An 18,451-nucleotide genomic window follows, 5' to 3' on the forward strand; every position below is an offset into this window, starting at 1 on the left:
TGGGCTGTTAGTAAGCCGCGTAAAGGATGGTTTGTTCCTACGGGAACAATCGCCTGCGTCAGTTACATTGCTTGTGCGTTGCAGTAAGTGAGAGATGCCAGAATGAGTGAAAACAGCAACCAGCCTTCGCCCGGTTCCGAGCCAGAGGAAACCCTCTTCGCTCCGCTTCTCAGGGTCAAAGGCGTGCTCATTGCCAGCATGGTGCTGGTGGTGTGTATCATGGTGCTGGAATTGCCGTTATGGTTCCGTATCGCTTTGATGGTTCTGATCATCATAGGTGCCATCTGGGTTGCCAGTGCGACGCGAGAAGATGCCGTTGAGGATAAGCCGCAAGGCGTGCATGCCATCAATGAAATGGCTGATGTTTCGGGTGAGCGGCTGGCCGAACTGCTGACCGATCCGATGATCGTTTTCGATCAGCGCGGAACCGTGCTTTTTGCCAATGCTGCCGCTCTCGATGCATTCCAGTCTCTTGAAAAGGACACAGGTCTTTATCTGCGTTTTCGTGCCCCGGAAATGCACGCGCTCATCCAGGGTGTGATTGCAGACGGTGAACCGCGCAGCATTGACTATTTTGAGCGTGTGCCGATTGATCGCTGGTATAAGGCTATGGTCAAGGCGTTGCGGGATGCCGATGGCAAGCCAGAGCTGTTCGTTCTTCTTTTCCGCGATCAGAGCGAAACACGGCGTATTGACCGTATGCGTTCGGACTTCATTGCCAATGCCAGCCACGAACTGCGCACCCCGCTTGCCTCACTGCTGGGCTTCATCGAAACTCTGCAGGGGCCTGCGCGCAACGATGCAGCAGCACGTGACAGGTTTCTCGTGATCATGCAGAAACAGGCTGAGCGCATGTCGCGCCTGATAGATGACCTCCTGTCATTGTCGCGCCTTGAGATGCGTGCCCACCTGGCTGTGAATGAATGTGTGGATATGACAGCCGTGCTCAACCATGTGGCGGATACGCTAAGCCCGCTGGCTGCTGGGTTGGATGTCGCGATTGAACGCCATTTGCCGGATCATCCAGTCAATGTGACGGGGACGCGTGATGAACTGATCCAGGTGTTCCAGAATTTGGTTGAGAATGCCTGCAAATATGGGCAGGGCGGGAAGCGCGTCATTCTGAGGCTGGATGAAGAGAATAATGACGGCGCATCCGAGGCTGTGGCTTCGATACAGGATTTTGGCCCGGGCATTGCCGCTGAGCATCTGCCGCGTCTCACAGAGCGCTTCTATCGTATCGATGTCGAAACCAGTCGAGCGCAAAAGGGAACAGGTTTGGGGCTTGCGATCGTAAAGCACATTCTCGCGCGCCATCGCGGCCGACTGGTTGTGCGCTCGCAGTTGGGCGAAGGCTCAACCTTTTTGGTGCGCCTGCCTAAGCGAGCTTGAATTAGAGCATTTCCAGCAAAACTGCGAAGCGGTTTTGCGCAGGATAATGCGACGAAGCAAATGCTTAGAGCGCATCCCGAAAAATGTGACACGGTTTTCGGGATGATCTCTGGATCGAAATACACTCCAAGGCCCAATAGCCGCTGCAAACGAAAGCCCCGGCAGCGTTTCCGCTCCGGGGCTTTAGCTTCTTCCAATTTGGCTGATCGTTCAGCGTGCCCGGCGACGTTCTGCCGTTGGCTGGAAAGCCATTTTCGAATGATATCCGCAATAGGGGCTGGATTCACCGGATTCACTGCCGCAGAAGTGGAAATCTTCATTGAGAGGGTCGCCGATTGGCCACTTGCAGGTGCGTTCGCTAAGCTGCAGCAAGGTCAGCTTGCGGGAAATAGGTACAACAACGTCCGAAGCTGGCCTTACGACCCGTTCAGTCACCGCATCAGCCACATATTCCATCTGAAGCGCAGTTGCGCCAACGGTTTGGGTAACGGTTGCAGTGCGGATGGTCGTTGTCGCCTGAGGGCGGCTGACACCGGCATTCGTCTGGGCTGCAGCAGGACGTGGAGTAGCTGCAACAGTATTAACTTTTTTGCTGCGTGGAGCAGCCGTGGTGGTCTTGCCACGGCCCGAAAGCTTCAAACGATGCACTTTGCCGATCACTGCATTGCGGCTCACGCCACCAAGCTGTGCTGCGATCTGGCTTGCGCTCAAGCCCTCGTTCCATAATTTCTTCAGCAGTTCGACGCGCTCATCTGTCCAGTTCATCGCCCTGGGCTCCAATCAATTTTCGTTATCCGGAATCCACCAGTGCTCCCGGATTACTCCAGGCACAAACACCATATCTATCCGGGTGACTAGGTCCGTCGCACGAAATGTAGTTTTTTGCTTTAAATAGAAACTACATTAATGAACGACTCCATGACAAGGGATAGCCCTGTCAGGCGGATTCCATTTTTATGGTTTTCCCCAACTTGGGTGCTAAAGACGGTTTTTCTGAGTCAGCTTCGGGTATTTCGCGGTAGCTTTTCAGGGTGACATCCCGTCAGGGAGAACATCTGGCGTCTATATATCGACCCGATCTGCAAAATGCCACCCCTGCAACTGCATAGGTGCCATCTTAATCCAGCTCTTTATAATGTGAGCTTCCCGCATGAACTCATGCATAAAGATGCATGATTATCCGAGCGCGCTTTGATTGACATTTTTTTTGTGAACGCCAATATACGCGCGGGATTAAATATTGCCGCCCTGAGGGCGGTTTTTTATTTCCGCCGGGAGGATCGTGCAAAGACATGTGATCCCCGCCCCGCCTGCAACGATTGCGTTCATGTGCGGGACATCAACACAATGGGAAACGCTGCCTGACCGGCTTGGCCGGGGGTGCTGCATTTACAAGGCTTATGGAGGCCTGACTGCAATGACCGACGTTACGACTGTGCAACCGCTCTACGACACCTATAATCGTGCGGCTCTGCGCTTCGAGCGAGGTGAGGGCATCTGGCTGATTACCGAAGGCGGCGACCGTTATCTTGATTTTGCTGCAGGTATTGCAGTCAATTCGCTGGGCCATTCCCATCCGCATCTGGTCAATACACTCAAAGATCAGGCCGACAAGTTGTGGCATCTGTCCAATCTCTATGAGGTTCCGGGACAGGAGAAGCTCGGTCGCCGTCTGGTTGAGGCGACCTTTGCGGATAAAGTGTTCTTTACCAATTCTGGTGCCGAAGCTCTGGAATGCGCGATCAAGACCGCGCGCCGTTATCATTATGTCAACGGCAATCCTGAGCGCTTCCGCGTCATCACTTTTGAGGGAGCATTCCACGGCCGCACCTTGGCTACGATCGCTGCTGGCGGTCAGGCCAAGTATCTCGAAGGTTTCGGCCCTAAGGTTGACGGCTTCGATCAGGTGCCATTTGGCGATGAAGCAGCACTGCGTGCCGCGATCACCGGTGAGACCGCAGCAATCCTGCTCGAGCCTGTTCAGGGCGAGGGTGGTCTGCGCGGCTTCCCGGAAGAGTTCATGCGTCTTCTGCGCAAGATCTGCGATGACAATGGTCTTCTTCTGATCCTCGATGAAGTGCAGACAGGTGTTGGCCGTACCGGCAAGCTTTTCGCCCATGAATGGTCGGGTATTACGCCAGACATTATGGCCGTCGCGAAGGGCATTGGCGGTGGCTTCCCGATGGGCGCCTGTCTTGCAACGGCTGAAGCTGCCAAAGGAATGACTGCTGGCGTTCACGGCACGACCTATGGTGGCAATCCGCTGGCCATGGCTGTGGGCAATGCCGTGCTTGATGTCGTGCTGGCTGATGGCTTTCTCGAAAACGTGCAGGAAACTGCATTGACCATGAAGCAGGGTCTTGCGTCGATCATTGATCGCTACCCAGGTGTCGTGTCCGAAGTTCGTGGCCGCGGCCTTCTGATGGGCATCAAGTGCGTTGTGCCAAACGTGACACTTATTCAGGCTCTGCGCGACGAGCATTTCCTGAGCGTTGGCGCTGGTGACAACGTCATCCGACTTCTTCCGCCATTGGTCACGACGCCTGAAGAGGCTCGTGAAGCATTGAAGCGTATTGAGATGGCCGTAGAGCGGCTTGCAATCGCAAATCCGACCAGCAAGACGGCGTGAGATTATGGCGAACAGTAACGGTATCAAGCATTTCATCGACCTTTCGACTGTGCCAGCCGGCGAACTCCGCGCCATTATGGAAGATGCCAAGGCGCGCAAGGCGCGCCTGAAGGCTGGAGAAATCGAAAAGCCTTTTGCCGGTAAGGTGCTGGCGATGATTTTCGAGAAGCCGTCCACACGTACCCGCGTTTCATTTGATGTTGGTATGCGCCAGCTTGGTGGTGAGACGATCATGCTCACGGGTTCAGAAATGCAGCTCGGTCGCAGCGAAACCATCGCGGACACCGCAAAGGTGCTTTCGCGCTATGTCGATGCGATTATGATCCGCACAACTTCGCATGATCGTATGCTGGAATTGGCCGAATATGCGACCGTTCCTGTAATTAATGCACTGACCGACGATACGCACCCTTGTCAGATCATGGCCGACGTTCTTACATATGAGGAACATCGCGGCTCGATCAAAGGCAAGACCTTTGCCTGGATGGGGGACGGTAACAACGTTCTTCATTCGCTTGTGGAAGCTGCGGCGCGTTTTGATTTCAACGTCAATATCGCAACGCCGGAAGGCAGCGAGCCGAAGCAGCAATATATCGATTGGGCAAAGGCAAACGGCGCGAACATCATGTCCACAGTGGACCCGGATAAGGCGGTGCGCGGTGCAGATTGCATCGTCACCGATACTTGGGTTTCGATGGGGCAGGAAGATCATGCTCGTGGCCATAATGTTTTCATGCCCTATCAGGTTAATGCTCGTCTGATGGCCAATGCTGACCCTAAGGCACTTTTCATGCACTGCCTGCCCGCGCATCGCGGTGAGGAAGTGACCGACGAAGTGATCGACGGCCCACAATCGGTCGTATTCGATGAAGCTGAAAACAGGCTCCATGCCCAGAAGGCCATTCTGGCATGGTGTCTGCAAGGCGGCGAATTGGGAGCATAATTTGTCTGACAAGATCAGCAATGAGCAAATCGAAGTCGAAGACATCCAGATCGCTCTGGAAGACCTCGACTTCGCCGGCGACGATGCCGTTGTGCCCTTCCAGGTGGAGGGGCTCGACGTGCGTGGTCGCGCCGTACAATTGGGCGACAGCATTGACGCTATTCTGAAGCGCCACGACTATCCGGAACATGTCGCGCGCCTTCTGGCGGAAGCAACGGTTCTGACTGTTCTTCTTGGCACGTCTTTGAAATTCGAGGGCAAGTTTATCTTCCAGACCCAGTCCGATGGTCCTGTCGATATGCTGGTCGTGGATTTCCGCACGCCACGGTCCATACGTGCCTATGCGCGTTTTGATGCTGAACGCGTCAAGGAAGCGGTCGCGGCGGGCGAAACTCGTCCTGAAGAACTGCTCGGTCGTGGCACGCTTGCCTTTACGGTCGATCAGGGCGCGCATACACAACGCTATCAGGGCATCGTTGCGCTTGATGGATCGACGCTGGAAGAGATCGCACGCACCTATTTCCGCCAGTCGGAGCAGATCGCAACCGACATGAAGCTGAGCGTTGCGAAGCTTGTCGAACGGGGTAGCGATGGCAAACTGGTCGAGCGTTGGCGCGCTGGTGGTCTGATGATTCAGTTTTTGCCAGAATCTGAAATACGCTCGCGCATGCCGGACCTTCCGGGCGGTGATGGTGACGAGAACACTGCTATTCTTGGCCCTGAAGACGACGGCTGGGATGAAGCGCGTTCGCTGGTCGGAACGATCGAAAGCTCGGAACTGACCGATCCACAGGTCGGCTCGGAACGCTTGCTCTATCGTCTGTTCCACGAACGTGGCGTGCGCATCTATGAAGCGATCCGCGTTGAGGATGATTGCTCATGCTCGCGAGATAAGATCGAAGGCGTGTTCAATAATTTCTCGGCTGAAGAAATTCAGGATAGCGTTAAGGACGGCAAGATTTCGGTGACATGCGAATTCTGCTCCACGACCTATGAGTTCGATCCCGAGCAGTTTGCGAAGTGATGAAAAAAAGGCGCTTCTTTTGAAGCGCCTTTTTTTCAGTTCAGTGTGCGGCGTGTTTCGGGAATATCGAGCGAGAAGGCCGGAATATCGACTTCAAAAGCGTTTCCATCGGAAGCCTGCATCTGATAGCGCCCGACCATCACACCGGATGTGGTGGTGAGTGGGCAGCCTGAGGAATACTGATAGGAGTCGCCTGGGTTCAGCGTTGGCTGATCACCAATAACGCCATCTCCTTGCACTTCTTCTATATAGCCATTCCCATCGGTGATCTGCCAGTAACGCGAACGCAACTGCACGGTATCCGAAGAATTATTGGCGATCGTGATCCGGTAACCCCAGACATAGCGGTTTTCTTCAGGCTCAGACTGATCTTCTAGATAAAAGGGTTCAGCTGTTACTTCAATGCCCCGCGTTACCGCTCTGTACATACGCACCCGCCTTTGAATCGCATCAAATCCACTTCACAAAGCTATCGCCAAAGTTGCGCCGGAGGTCAACGATTTGAAGCGGACAATTGCGCCGCAATTGCCGAAATGTTCCGGCAATTGCGTTGTTTATGCATCATTTTGCGATCAAAAGACGCTGGATCAGAAAAAGGTGCTAGCGAACAGCCTTTAGCGCTTCCAGGACATCCTCAACCAGATCGTCCGTATCCTCAAGCCCGACGGAAATGCGCAACATACCGTCAGAAATACCGAGTTCTGCACGGGCTTCATCGGTGAGGCTCTGATGCGTGGTCGTGGCCGGATGGGTGATGATGCTCTTTGCATCGCCCAGATTGTTGGAAATGCTGAAGACTTGCAGCGCATTTTCGAACTTGAAGGCTGCTTCCTTGCCGCCTTCCAGTTCCAGTGCAATCAGCGTCGAGCCACCGGTCATCTGCTTGGCGATAATGTCGGCCTGTGGATGGTCAGCGCGGCCCGGATAAATAATCTGCTTGATTCCTGCCTGACCAGAAAGCGCATCAGCAACGGCTGCAGCCGATTGTGTCTGCTGGCGAACGCGCACGCCGAGCGTTTCAAGACCCTTCAGCATGATCCAAGCGTTGAACGGGCTCATGCCCGGACCGGTATGACGGAAATAAGGCTGGAGAACTTCTTCGGTCCATTCCTGATCGGAAAGGATGATACCGCCAAGACAGCGCCCCTGACCGTCGATGTGCTTGGTTGTGGAATAGACGACGATGTGAGCGCCGAGTTCCAGCGGCTTCTGGTAAAGCGGTGTCGCAAATACGTTGTCTACGATCAGTTTCGCACCGATCTCGTTGGCAATCTCTGCCACAGCTGCAATATCGATAACTTCAAGCGTCGGGTTCGACGGGCTTTCGAGTAGCATGACCTTGGTGTTCGGACGGACGGCAGCTTTCCAGTTTTCGATCTTCGCGCCATCAATGATAGAGAATTCGACGCCATAGCGTGGCAGCAAGGTTTCTATAATATAGCGCGACGATCCGAAGACGGCGCGTGCACAGATGACGTGCTCGCCTGCCTTTACCTGACAAAGAATGGAGGCAGCAACCGCTGCCATGCCGGAAGTGAAGGCGCGTGCATCTTCCGCACCTTCCAGTGCGCACATGCGCTTTTCAAACATATCGGTCGTTGGGTTGGCATAACGCGAATAGATGAACCCCGGGTCTTCGCCTGTGAAGCGGGCTTCGGCGGCTTCTGCCGTCGGGTAGAGGAAGCCTTGCGTCAGATAAAGGGCTTCGGACAACTCCGCGAAACCCGAACGCAGTGACCCTGCATGAACGAGTTGAGTTGCCGGGCGAAACTTGCGGGTAGTCTTATTCGTCATTTTTTCCAACCTGTCGAAAGCTGGTCGGCCGGGGCACGGAAGCGCCTCGGCGGCCAATAAAAAACCGGCCTTGCGAAAACGCAAAAGGCCGGTAACGAACCGCGGCCTCATTTAGCGAATTCTTTAACGTGGCTGCAAGCCGGCCGGCCAAATCACCACGGAACACTTTTTCCTTATGCCTCTTGAGCGGGGTCGTCAATGCTTGGAACATCAGTTTTCAGGAAAACGCCTGCCTGCCAAAGCTCTGATAGCTGTGATTCCTGCGGAAAACCCACAAACTGCGGGGTTTCAGGGTTGGCATTGGTGTCGGGAGCGGTCAATGGTCATAGACCAAAATTTAAGTAAGTCACGGAGTTCAGTGTTATGACGCAGAGGGATGCAGGAATTCTGGCAGATGCGGATATTGCCGCGCTGTTTGAAAGCGATTTGCTCAAATCTGCGCGTCCATTAGATGTGGATCAGATTCAGCCTGCCAGCCTTGATCTGCGGTTGGGTGCGAAAGCCTATCGTGTGCGTGCATCCTTCATGCCCGGCCCTGGTACACCAGTTATCGACAAGCTCGAACGCCTCAAGCTGCACGAGATTGATCTGACCGCTGGTGCCGTTCTTGAAACGGGCTGTGTCTACATTGTGCCATTGCTCGAAAGCCTGTCGCTTTCGCCGGAATTATCGGCTTCCGCCAATCCGAAAAGCTCGACCGGACGCCTTGATATCTTCACCCGCGTCATTGCCGATGGTGCGCAGGAGTTCGACAAGGTCCCGGCTGGTTATAAAGGCCCGCTTTATCTCGAAGTCAGCCCGCGGACTTTCCCGATTGTGGCCCGCACCGGGTCACGCCTGTCGCAAATCCGTTTCCGCAAGGGTCGTGCGCAACTGAGCGAAGCAGAACTCGCGACCCTTCATCAGAATGAAACGCTGGTTGCTTCTGAAATGCCGAATATTTCAGGTGGTGGTATCGCACTTTCGGTGGATCTATCAGGTGGTGAAGACAAGCTTATCGGCTATCGCGGTAAGCACCATACGGCTGTTGTGGATGTCGATAAGCGCGCCGCGCATGACGTGCTGGATTTCTGGGAGCCTATCTATGATCGCGGGTCACGAGAGCTCGTGCTCGACCCGGACGAATTCTACATCCTCGTTTCGCGTGAAGCCGTGCATGTGCCGCCGCTTTTCGCAGCTGAAATGACGCCTTTCGACCCGCTGGTCGGTGAATTCCGTGTGCATTATGCGGGCTTCTTTGATCCAGGTTTCGGTCACAGCTCCGCTGGTGGCACCGGAAGCCGTGCGGTTCTGGAAGTGCGCAGTCATGAAGTCCCGTTCATTCTCGAACATGGCCAGATTGTCGGCCGTCTTGTTTATGAGCATATGTTGAATCGCCCGAAGGCGCTTTACGGTATCGATCTTGGATCGAACTATCAGGCGCAGCAACTCAAGCTCTCCAAGCATTTCCGGTGATTGCACTCTTCCTGATCCCGCCTTTATAAATTAGGGATGAGTGGAGGAGACCGGAAGAGTGAAGCATGGGAAGGATCAGGTGCGGGAAAACACGATAGACGTGTCAAAGCAGCGTCTATTGGTGGGTATTGTTGCGCTGCCGGGCTTTACACTGACAGCACTCAGTCTGTTTCTTGATCCGTTTCGGCTGGCAGCCGATGACCGTGATAAAAGCCGTCAGATCCGATGTGGGTGGAAAATCTGCACATTGTCGGGCGATCCGGTCACGTCCAGTTCCGGCATGGTCATTGAGCCGACCGCTCCCATCGGTGAACTTGATGAATGTGACTATGTGGCGGTGGTCGGCGGTTTGCTCGCGCAATATCGACCACGTCAGCAGGCGCTGATTGATCTTATCAAGCGGGCTGACAAACGTGGAAAGACGGTGGTCGGCCTTTGCACGGCAGCTTTCCTGCTTGCCGAAGGCGGGATACTTGATGATCGCAATTGCTGCGTAAGCTGGTTTCACCGCGACGATTTTCTTGATCTTTTCGACGGCCACACGGCTGATACGACCAGCCTTTTTCATCGTAGCGGTCGACACTATACCTGCGCAGGCGGACTGGGCGCAGCGTCACTTTCACTTTCGATCATTCAGAATGAAATCTCGGAGGAACTGGCGCGCAAAAGTGCGTCCATCCTGATGATCCCTTACGAGCTGGTGCGATCGGAGCAGCCAGCACTCAGCTTCAACGGCGTCCGCTCGCCGATGATCCGCAAGGCGATCCGCATTTTCGAGGAAACCCTGGAAGAGCCTGTGCCGATGATCGATGTGGCACGCAAGCTTGGCATTTCTGTACGCCAGATGGAGCGTGGCTTCCGCATGGCAGTGGGGCGTACTGCTTTCGAGGTGCGGGAGGAATTGCGGGTTAAGAAGGCGCGGGAATTGTTATCGGAAACCGGGCTGTCGCTTCTGGAAGTGGCCGTTGCCAGCGGCTTTACCGATACACGCAGCATGAACCGTTCGTTTATCAGGCAGAAGCAGAAAGCTCCGCGCGAATATCGTAAACAGCACTGAATTCCCGAGATAACTTGCGAATCCCACACTGACCTCCTATTTTCCGCGACGAAACTGCCGCTCTGGCAGAAGATGAAGCTTTCGTTTTTTACGCATGTCTTAACGGAAAACCGTTCCCACTTTTCCGAGATATGCTTTGACGCAGGAGATTTGCATGTCTGATGGTGTGAACCGTTTTCTTGGCGATACGCCAGCGCGTGTACTGATCAAGCTTGTGCTGATCTCGCTTGTGGTTGGCGTGGTAATGAGCGCATTCCATTGGACACCGTATGATATTCTTTACGGCATCCGCGATTTCGTGCTGCGTCTGTGGAATATGGGCTTCTCAGCAATTGCCGGTTTTGCTGATTATCTCATTCTTGGTGCGGCAGTCGTCATTCCTGCCTTTATTTTGCTCCGTATCCTGAGTTACCGGAAATAATCAGAGCATTTGAGCCAAAACTGCGATGCATTTTTGTGTCGACCAATGCTTCAATTTGAATCGCTCAGAAACCGGAAAAATGCAGCAGAACGAGACGTTTATTCTTTCCCGGCGTGGTTTTTTGACCCTCGCCGGTGGTGCGCTGGCTTTTGCCGCCTTACCTGCAGGCCTTGCAGGTGCCGCAGCAGACGTCGACCCGACAGACCTGTTCAATCAAATCCGCAAAGCCAACGGCCTGTCGTCGATGGCAACCGATAGCAAGCTCGAACAGGCAGCGCTTTATCAGGCACGGCGCATGGCGAGCTACGGCAAGATCGGCCACTCGGTTGGCTGGGGCAATGGCTTCGTGTCACGGCTGAAACAGGCAGGCATTCGCGGTCCCGCTGCGGAAAATGTCGCCGCTGGTCAGCCCAATACACAAACCGTCTTCGATGCCTGGATGAAATCGCCCGGTCATCGTAAAAACATGCTTGATCCGACTTTTCAGCATTACGGTCTCGCCTGGGCAACACCTGAAAATAATCCGCGTCGCATTTACTGGGCGATGATGTTGGGGCTTTAACCCTACTGACATAATGCTGTCAGGCCTGCGACAATGCGGTGGCCGATTTCGCTGTCGTTTTGAATGATTCCAGAATAGAGCTTTTCCAATTAGCGCATCCCGAAAAGTGAGGACCGGTTTTCGGACAAGATGCGCGTTAGAATAATGACCAATATTCGGGGAAAGCCATGGATCAGATGCCGCACGAAAAGAGCATCGTTTCCAGACCATTTGAAGTGACCAATCGCATGGTGATGATGATCGCCGTGCCGATGACACTTGCTGCCGTTACTACGCCTTTGCTGGGCCTTGTCGATATGGGCGTGGTCGGGCAGATGGGACAGGCCGAACTGATTGGCGGACTTGCAATTGGCGCGCTGGTTTTCGATTTTCTGCTGACGATGTTCAGCTTCCTGCGTTCCGGCACGACCGGCCTTGTGGCACAAGCAATGGGTGCAGAGGATAAGGCGGAAGAACAGGCGATTTTCTGGCGCGCAATCATCATTGCAATCGTCGCTGGTGGGCTGATGATCCTGAGCCTGCCGCTTGTTCTCACTGTCGCTTCTGATTTTATTCATCCAACGCCTGCAACACAGGCAGCGATGGTGAGCTATGTTTCCATCCGCATGTTGTCGGCACCCGTCGCGCTGATCAATTATTCCGTGCTTGGTCTGCTGCTCGGTCGGGGGCAGGGCGTGCTCGGATTGAGCCTTCAGGTGCTTATCAATGGCATCAACATTGTGCTCTGCATCGTGCTCGGTCTGGAACTGGGTTGGGGTGTCGAAGGCGTTGCCTGGGCGACAGTGACCGGCGAAACGGTGGCCGCTATTGTCGGGCTGTTTCTTGTCATGCGGCATTTCCACAGGCAAACGGGACGCCACCCGGATATCCGGAACATTCTGCACAAGGCTGGCATTGTGCGGATGATCGCGCTCAATCGCGACATCATGATCCGTTCGATCCTGCTTTTGACGGCTTTTGCTTTCTTCACGCGCGCGGGCTCGGAGCTTGGACCTGTGACGCTTGCAGCAAATGCGGTGCTGATGAATTTTTTCCTCATCTGCGGTTTCTTCCTCGATGGAATGGCCGCAGCTGTCGAGCAGATTGTTGGGCGTTCGGTCGGTGCGCGTCACAGCCCCGCTTTCGTGCGCGGCGCCAAGCTGACCTTTGTCTGGGGGCTGGTCATGGCCAGCGTGATTGCACTAATCCTGATGGTGTTCGGTGATGCCATTATCGGTCTGCTGTCAAAGGCTGCGGACGTGCGCGATGAGGCAATCAAATATCTGCCGTGGGCGGCATTGACGGGCCTCACGGGCCTGCTCGCCTTTCATATGGACGGCGTCTATATCGGTGCAACATGGTCGCGCGACATGCGCAACATGATGTTCTTCTCGCTCATATTTTTTCTGGCAGTGCTTTATGCAGCAAAGCCCGTGATGGGTAATCACGGGCTTTGGCTGGCAATCAATCTGTTTCTGTCGATCCGCGGTATAACACTTCTGACGCTGCTGCCGCGCAGATACAGGTCTGAATTTTTTGGAGCTTGCTCAAGCAAAGTTTAATCAGGAAGGCGGCGTTCGGCCCACTCTTTGGTGTCGCGGTCACGCAACGCGGCAATGTTGGTGACACCTTCGGCTTTTACGGCTTTGGAAAGCCCGCGCAGGATTTCTGATGCGAGACCCGGACCGCGATAGATCATGCCGGTGTAAAGCTGCACCAGATCGGCACCAGCCTTGATCTTGGTGAGTGCGGTTTCGGCGCTGTCGATGCCACCCACGCCGATCAGAGGCATGTCAGGGCCGATGCGTTCGCGCATACGGGCCAGAATAATGGTCGAACGCTCAAAAAGCGGTGCGCCGGAAAGGCCGCCGGTTTCTTCGCGGTTCTCTGTGCTTTTCAAGCCTGCGCGTGAAAGCGTGGTGTTGGAAACGATGATGCCGTCGAGCTTCTGCTCCGTGGCTTCGGCTGCAATATCGTCCAACTCTTCATCACTGAGATCGGGTGCGATCTTGAGGAAGACGGGTCGTTTCAGCGTGCACATCTCGCCTTCTTCGTCCCGTGCTTCAAGGACGCGCGAAAGCAATTCGCGCAGCGCCTCACGCGACTGAAGGTTGCGCAAGCCCGGCGTGTTGGGCGACGAAATATTGACGGTAAAATAACGCGCAAGCTGATAGAACTTGCGGATACCGGCCACATAATCGCCGATACGATCTTCGGCATCCTTGTTGGCACCGATGTTCACGCCGACAATGCCACTTTTGCCTGCACGCTGTGACAGTCGCTTGAAAGCTGCATCATGGCCTTCATTGTTGAAGCCAAGGCGGTTGATGACGCCGTGATCGTCTACCAGGCGGAAAATACGTGGACGCGGATTGCCGCTCTGTGGACGCGGGGTGATTGTTCCGACTTCTGTGAAGCCGAAACCAATTTTCAGAAGCGCATCCGGTACTTCAGCATTCTTGTCATAGCCTGCGGCCATTCCCAGTGGATTCGGGAATTGCAGTCCTGCTATCTTGACCGAAAGCGCAGGGTCATTGGAGCAGCTGCATGTGACGATACCTGTCTTTAGGCCAGCAATGGACAAACCATGCGCCTGTTCGGCATCGAGCGAGAACAATGCACGCCGTCCGATAAGTTCAAAAAGCCCGCTCATTTATCCTCAAGCTCCGGAAAGATATGGAGACCATCTTTGTCGAGTGGCAATGGCTCAACTTTCGTGACTGCCGACATTGGCAGCACCGCATAAAGATGCGGAAACAGCGCCCCGCCGCGCGAGGTTTCATATTTCAGCGCATCGCCTAAGGCGGCCACATCCACGCTTACCAGCAGCAGATCCGTTTGCCCGGCAAAATGTTTGGCGGCTGTTTCGCGCACCTGTTCATAGGTGGAGAAATGGATATAGCCATCGGCAATATCAACCGGTGCCCCGGTAAAAATGCCAGCCTCTTCTGCCTGCGCCCAGAGATCGCGCGGGGCGATCTTGTAGATGGTCGTTTTGGTCATGGCTGCTCTCTAGACCGAATTAACTAGAAAATCAAAGCATGACATGTTCGTTTTTCTTTCATAGTTCCCATATGTTGGGTGGACGCTTTAAACGTGCTCTGAAGGAGATCGAACCATGTCTGGCAAAACCATGCCTCTATTTCGCACATTAGCAGCCGTTTCATTGCTTGGTACAAGCTTTGTTGCAAGCAGTGCTTATGCTGAGGATAATGGGCGTTATCGCCTTGAAGGCACCGAAACAGGCTATGTTCGGCTCGATACGCGCACCGGTGCGCTGTCGGTTTGTAACGAGCAACAGGGACAGCTTATCTGCAAGATGGCGACCGAGGATCGGGAAGCTTACGAAAATGATATTGCTGATTTGCAGGATCGGGTGAAGAAACTCGAGGACAAGGTTACAGCCCTTGAAGCAGGCGGCGCGTCCGCGACAGCGTCCAAGCTGCCAACAGATGCGGAGTTTGAGCAGTCTCTTGGCTATATGGAACGTTTCATGCGCCGTTTCATGGACGTTGCGAAGAGTTTCGACAGTGAATCGGAGAAGTCAACGGGTGGCGCTCAACAGTGATCATTTGATATTTTAGTAGCCCTTGCGCGCTGCCTATGAAAATGCTTGCCTTCCCATGTTTGCTTCCTCCAATTAGTGGGAAATAACAGGGGAGGATGGTCCGGCAATGCAGGGCTGGGGAATTATAGGCGCGGCCTTTTTATATCTGTTGATGCTGTTTGCTGTTGCAAGCATCGGCGACAGGCGCACCGCGCGCTGGAGTAGCGCTCCACGCCCCTACATTTACGCACTCAGCCTCGCGGTTTACTGCACGTCATGGACATTCTTCGGTTCGGTTGGCCTCTCGGCGCAGCGTGGGCTCGAGTTTCTGGGCATCTATATCGGTCCAATTCTGGTCTTCACGCTCGGCAATCGCCTGTTGCGCCACATCGTGCGATTGGCGAAGTCAGAACACATTACCTCCATCGCTGACTTTCTGGCTGCCCGTTATGGCAAGAGCTTTGGTGTGGCCTCGCTTGCTACCTGTATCGCAGCTGTCGGCTCCATTCCCTATATCGCGCTGCAACTTAAAGCCGTTTCCGGCAGCGTCGGGCTGGTGATGGAGCATTATGGCTCGGCCTTTGATCCGTCCTCGTTTGTCTTTGGCGATATTTCCCTGCCGGTGGCTGCCGTTCTGGCAGTCTTCGCCATTCTGTTCGGCACGCGTCACACGGATGCGACCGAACATCAGAACGGCCTTATACTGGCGGTTGCACTTGAATCAGTCATCAAACTTTCCGCATTTCTTGCAGTTGGTTTTGCCTGCACCTTCTTTGTTTTTGGCTCGCCGGGAGAATTGATCGAGAAGATTTCGCAATCGCCAGCAGCCCTTGATGCCTTTCACTATGAAACCTCAATCGGTACGTGGATCGTGCATACGACGTTAAGTGCCGCCGCCATCATCATGCTGCCGCGCCAGTTTCATGTGACGGTTGTTGAAAGCCGCAGCGAGAAAGAACTGCGTACCGCCTCATGGCTGTTTCCGCTTTATCTGATCCTGATCAATATTTTCGTTTTCCCGATTGCACTCATCGGCGTCATGACGCTTGGCAATACAGTCAGTGGTGATCTTTACGTGCTGGCGCTACCACTATCTGCCGGCGCTCACGGACTGGCGTTGATAGCCTTTCTCGGCGGGCTTTCTGCGGCGACGGCGATGGTCATCGTGGCTTGCGTGGCGTTGGCGGTCATGATCTCCAATCACCTTGTGCTGCCGCTTATCATCCGCAGGCTTGCTGTTCGCCATCCGACTGAACAACGCGACCTGACGATGATCATTCTCAATACGCGACGATTGACGATCATCGGCATTCTGGCGCTGGCATTCGTCTACTACCGTATGGCTTCGAATAATATTCATCTCGCATCCATCGGTCTTATATCTTTTGCAGCCATTGCACAGTTCATGCCCTCGTTCATCGGTGGGTTGTTCTGGCGCAATGCCAATGGACGTGGCGCAATGCTCGGCCTGTCTGCTGGCTTTCTGATCTGGGCCTATACGTTGCTTCTGCCGACCATGGCTCCGGAAGACGCTGAGATCCTGCGCGAAGGCTTTCTTGGTTTTACTGCATTAAGACCTGAGGCCTTGTTCGGCACTGATGCTTTGCCTTTGACCAATGGCGTCATGTGGAGCCTTGCGGCTAACACCTTGTTTTACGTTCTTGGCTCACTTTCGCGTGCTTCCACACCGCTTGAACGTATTCAGGCGAGCATTTTCCTACCGCGCTATTTCATTGGCACACCGACTCTCAAGCGCTTTCGGACAACGGTTACGGTCGCAGAGCTCAAAGCAACCATGGCCCGCTATCTCGGAGCCGAACGTGTTGAGCGGGCTTTCCTGCGTTTTGAAGGGCGTGAGCAGCGTAGGCTTGATCCCGGCATGACGGTGGACACACCATTGATCCGCTATGCGGAGCAATTGCTGGGCACTGCAGTCGGTTCCTCGTCGGCGCGGCTTGTCCTGTCGTTGCTTCTCCAACGCAACGACGCCTCTGCGCGCGACGCACGGCAATTGCTTGATGATGCGTCCGTCGCCCTGCAACAAAACCGCGATCTTTTGCAAATCGCGCTCGATCAGATGGATCAGGGCATAACGGTGCTCGATAAGGATCTGCGGCTGACATGCTGGAACCGTCAGTTCCGCACTCTCTTTGATCTACCTGATGAAGTGATGCAGGTCAGTATTCCGGTGTCCGAAATCGTGGAACATCTGGCCAGCAGCGGCGATCTTGCCGTCAACGCACAGAATTCAGTCATACGATCTCTTGCAACGCTCAGACAGCCATGGCGCATGACGCTGAAATCGACCGGGAAGGTCTTGGAGATCAATTCCAATCCCATGCCGGATGGGGGGCTTGTCGCAACTTATACAGATATTACTGCCGAAGTTGAGGCCGATCTGATGCGCCAGAAGGCGGCCGAAGTTCTTGAACAGCGCGTCGCGGACCGTACTGCCGAGCTGACGCATGTGAACCAGAAGCTCGCGAAGGCGCAATCCGCTGCTGAGGAAGCCAACCTTGGCAAGACACGGTTTCTGGCCGCAGCTGGCCATGACATTTTGCAGCCGCTCAATGCTGCAAGGCTTTACAGCACGGCGCTGACAGAAAAGCTGGGCCGTGCAGAAACGAGCCAGCTCGCGCGTAACATCGATTCTTCACTTGAATCGGTCGAGGCGATCCTGGGCATGGTGCTCGATATATCGCGGCTCGATACGGGCGCACTCAAGCCGGAAGTTTCGGTTTTCCGTCTTGATAAGCTTCTAAGTCAGATTGCAACGGATTTTACGCCGATGGCGCGCAAAAAAGGGCTTAAACTCCGCGTGGTGCCATCGAGTATCGTGGTGAAGACAGATCGCAACATGTTGCGACGTCTCATCCAGAATCTGGTTTCAAATGCAATCAAATATAGCCGCAAGGGTGGCATTCTGTTCGGTGTTCGCCGACGTGGCGATTTTATTGAATTGCAAGTGCTTGATACCGGTATTGGTATCCCGCAACAGAAACTGAAACTGGTTTTCCGCGAGTTCACCCGTCTTGATGAAGGCATGCGTGAGGCGGAAGGCCTTGGCTTAGGCCTTTCCATCGTTGATCGTATTGCACGTGTATTGTCGTTACCCCTGACACTATCCTCAACGCCGGGGAAAGGCAGCGTTTTCACACTGCACATTCCAATCAGCGCAGCACCTGCTCCTGTGGAAGAGGTTGCAAGCCGCAAGGGCATGAAGCGCGCATCCAGCCTCACCGGCCTTGATGTGCTTTGTATCGACAACGACGCCAATATTCTGGCCGGGATGGAAACCCTTCTGATTGGTTGGGGGTGCAATGTAACCATGTTACGCGGTGGTTCCGGTTTGAAGGTTTATTGCGTGGAGCGGGAAGTTCCGCCTGACATTATTGTCGCCGACTATCATCTCGATAATGAAAACGGGCTGGATATGATTGGTTTTGCGCGGGAAAGTTTCAAACAAGAAATTTCGGCTATTCTGCTGACAGCCGACCGCTCCAAGGAAGTTCGCAAGCGGGCTGACGATGAAAATGTCATCGTCCTGCACAAGCCATTGCGCCCTGCAGCGTTGCGCTCGCTTCTATCGAGCGCTCTGCATCAGCGTGAAGTCGCTTCCAGCCGCTCAACAGCCGCAGAGTGACTTTA

Annotated in this window: 16 protein-coding genes and 1 riboswitch; of the genes, 11 read left to right on the plus strand and 5 right to left on the minus strand. The window is 54.4% G+C overall.

What is annotated here, in order from left to right; genetic code table 11:
- The first annotated feature begins 102 nt into the window (after positions 1-102).
- Complete coding sequence (locus CEV33_RS16335) at positions 103-1,392, plus strand: ATP-binding protein (RefSeq protein WP_094541446.1); 1,290 nt, start codon at positions 103-105, stop codon at positions 1,390-1,392.
- Between the two features lie 210 nt (positions 1,393-1,602).
- Here CEV33_RS16335 and CEV33_RS16340 read toward each other — a convergent pair whose 3' ends face one another.
- Positions 1,603-2,157, minus strand: a complete 555-nt coding sequence (locus tag CEV33_RS16340; RefSeq protein WP_094541447.1) for a GcrA family cell cycle regulator — start codon at positions 2,155-2,157, stop codon at positions 1,603-1,605.
- A gap of 652 nt (positions 2,158-2,809) precedes the next feature.
- Here CEV33_RS16340 and CEV33_RS16345 point away from each other — a divergent pair.
- From CEV33_RS16345 to CEV33_RS16355, 3 genes are read left to right on the plus strand one after another with little or no spacing between them, the layout of a single operon-like run.
- Entirely contained in the window at positions 2,810-4,021 is a 1,212-nt protein-coding gene (locus tag CEV33_RS16345; protein ID WP_094541448.1) for an aspartate aminotransferase family protein, read from the plus strand.
- Positions 4,022-4,025: 4 nt separating this feature from the next.
- Positions 4,026-4,964, plus strand: a complete 939-nt coding sequence (gene argF, locus CEV33_RS16350) for an ornithine carbamoyltransferase (RefSeq protein ID WP_094541449.1) — start codon at positions 4,026-4,028, stop codon at positions 4,962-4,964.
- Between the two features lies 1 nt (position 4,965).
- A complete protein-coding gene (locus CEV33_RS16355; protein ID WP_094541450.1) occupies positions 4,966-5,988 on the plus strand; it encodes an Hsp33 family molecular chaperone in 1,023 nt (340 codons plus the stop codon).
- Between the two features lie 35 nt (positions 5,989-6,023).
- Here CEV33_RS16355 and apaG read toward each other — a convergent pair whose 3' ends face one another.
- Both apaG and CEV33_RS16365 read right to left on the minus strand, forming a co-directional pair.
- Positions 6,024-6,416 carry a Co2+/Mg2+ efflux protein ApaG gene (apaG, locus tag CEV33_RS16360; protein WP_094541451.1) on the minus strand — a complete coding sequence of 131 codons (393 nt, stop codon included), beginning with the start codon at positions 6,414-6,416 and terminating at the stop codon, positions 6,024-6,026.
- A gap of 172 nt (positions 6,417-6,588) precedes the next feature.
- Entirely contained in the window at positions 6,589-7,782 is a 1,194-nt protein-coding gene (locus CEV33_RS16365; RefSeq protein ID WP_094541757.1) for an O-succinylhomoserine sulfhydrylase, read from the minus strand.
- Positions 7,783-7,871: 89 nt separating this feature from the next.
- A riboswitch (SAM riboswitch) is annotated at positions 7,872-7,951 on the minus strand.
- A 194-nt stretch (positions 7,952-8,145) separates the two neighbouring features.
- Here CEV33_RS16365 and CEV33_RS16370 point away from each other — a divergent pair.
- From CEV33_RS16370 to CEV33_RS16390, 5 genes are all read left to right on the plus strand, one after another.
- The gene (locus CEV33_RS16370) at positions 8,146-9,237 is read left to right on the plus strand and encodes a 2'-deoxycytidine 5'-triphosphate deaminase (protein WP_094541452.1); all 1,092 of its coding nucleotides are present in this window, start codon (positions 8,146-8,148) and stop codon (positions 9,235-9,237) included.
- Positions 9,238-9,277: 40 nt separating this feature from the next.
- On the plus strand, positions 9,278-10,294 hold the full coding sequence (locus CEV33_RS16375; protein WP_374816394.1) for a GlxA family transcriptional regulator: 1,017 nt from the start codon (positions 9,278-9,280) through the stop codon (positions 10,292-10,294).
- A 154-nt stretch (positions 10,295-10,448) separates the two neighbouring features.
- Positions 10,449-10,715, plus strand: coding sequence for a DUF6460 domain-containing protein (locus tag CEV33_RS16380; RefSeq protein ID WP_007873508.1), 267 nt, complete (start codon positions 10,449-10,451; stop codon positions 10,713-10,715).
- A 79-nt stretch (positions 10,716-10,794) separates the two neighbouring features.
- The gene (locus tag CEV33_RS16385) at positions 10,795-11,277 is read left to right on the plus strand and encodes a CAP domain-containing protein (RefSeq protein ID WP_094541454.1); all 483 of its coding nucleotides are present in this window, start codon (positions 10,795-10,797) and stop codon (positions 11,275-11,277) included.
- A 176-nt stretch (positions 11,278-11,453) separates the two neighbouring features.
- On the plus strand, positions 11,454-12,818 hold the full coding sequence (locus CEV33_RS16390) for an MATE family efflux transporter (RefSeq protein ID WP_235818446.1): 1,365 nt from the start codon (positions 11,454-11,456) through the stop codon (positions 12,816-12,818).
- Here CEV33_RS16390 and CEV33_RS16395 read toward each other — a convergent pair.
- Positions 12,815-13,909 carry a quinone-dependent dihydroorotate dehydrogenase gene (locus tag CEV33_RS16395; RefSeq protein WP_094541456.1) on the minus strand — a complete coding sequence of 365 codons (1,095 nt, stop codon included), beginning with the start codon at positions 13,907-13,909 and terminating at the stop codon, positions 12,815-12,817. The genes CEV33_RS16390 and CEV33_RS16395 overlap by 4 nt on opposite strands.
- Positions 13,906-14,259 carry a DUF952 domain-containing protein gene (locus CEV33_RS16400; protein WP_094541457.1) on the minus strand — a complete coding sequence of 118 codons (354 nt, stop codon included), beginning with the start codon at positions 14,257-14,259 and terminating at the stop codon, positions 13,906-13,908. Before CEV33_RS16400 ends, CEV33_RS16395 begins: the two co-directional genes overlap by 4 nt.
- 115 nt (positions 14,260-14,374) lie before the next feature.
- Between CEV33_RS16400 and CEV33_RS16405 the strand changes: the two genes are divergently transcribed.
- Positions 14,375-14,824 carry a hypothetical protein gene (locus CEV33_RS16405; protein WP_094541458.1) on the plus strand — a complete coding sequence of 150 codons (450 nt, stop codon included), beginning with the start codon at positions 14,375-14,377 and terminating at the stop codon, positions 14,822-14,824.
- A 106-nt stretch (positions 14,825-14,930) separates the two neighbouring features.
- Positions 14,931-18,446, plus strand: a complete 3,516-nt coding sequence (locus CEV33_RS16410; RefSeq protein ID WP_094541459.1) for a PAS domain-containing hybrid sensor histidine kinase/response regulator — start codon at positions 14,931-14,933, stop codon at positions 18,444-18,446.
- Positions 18,447-18,451 lie beyond the last annotated feature (5 nt).

The sequence above is a fragment of the Brucella grignonensis genome, from assembly GCF_002252505.1.
Classification (GTDB): domain Bacteria; phylum Pseudomonadota; class Alphaproteobacteria; order Rhizobiales; family Rhizobiaceae; genus Brucella; species Brucella grignonensis.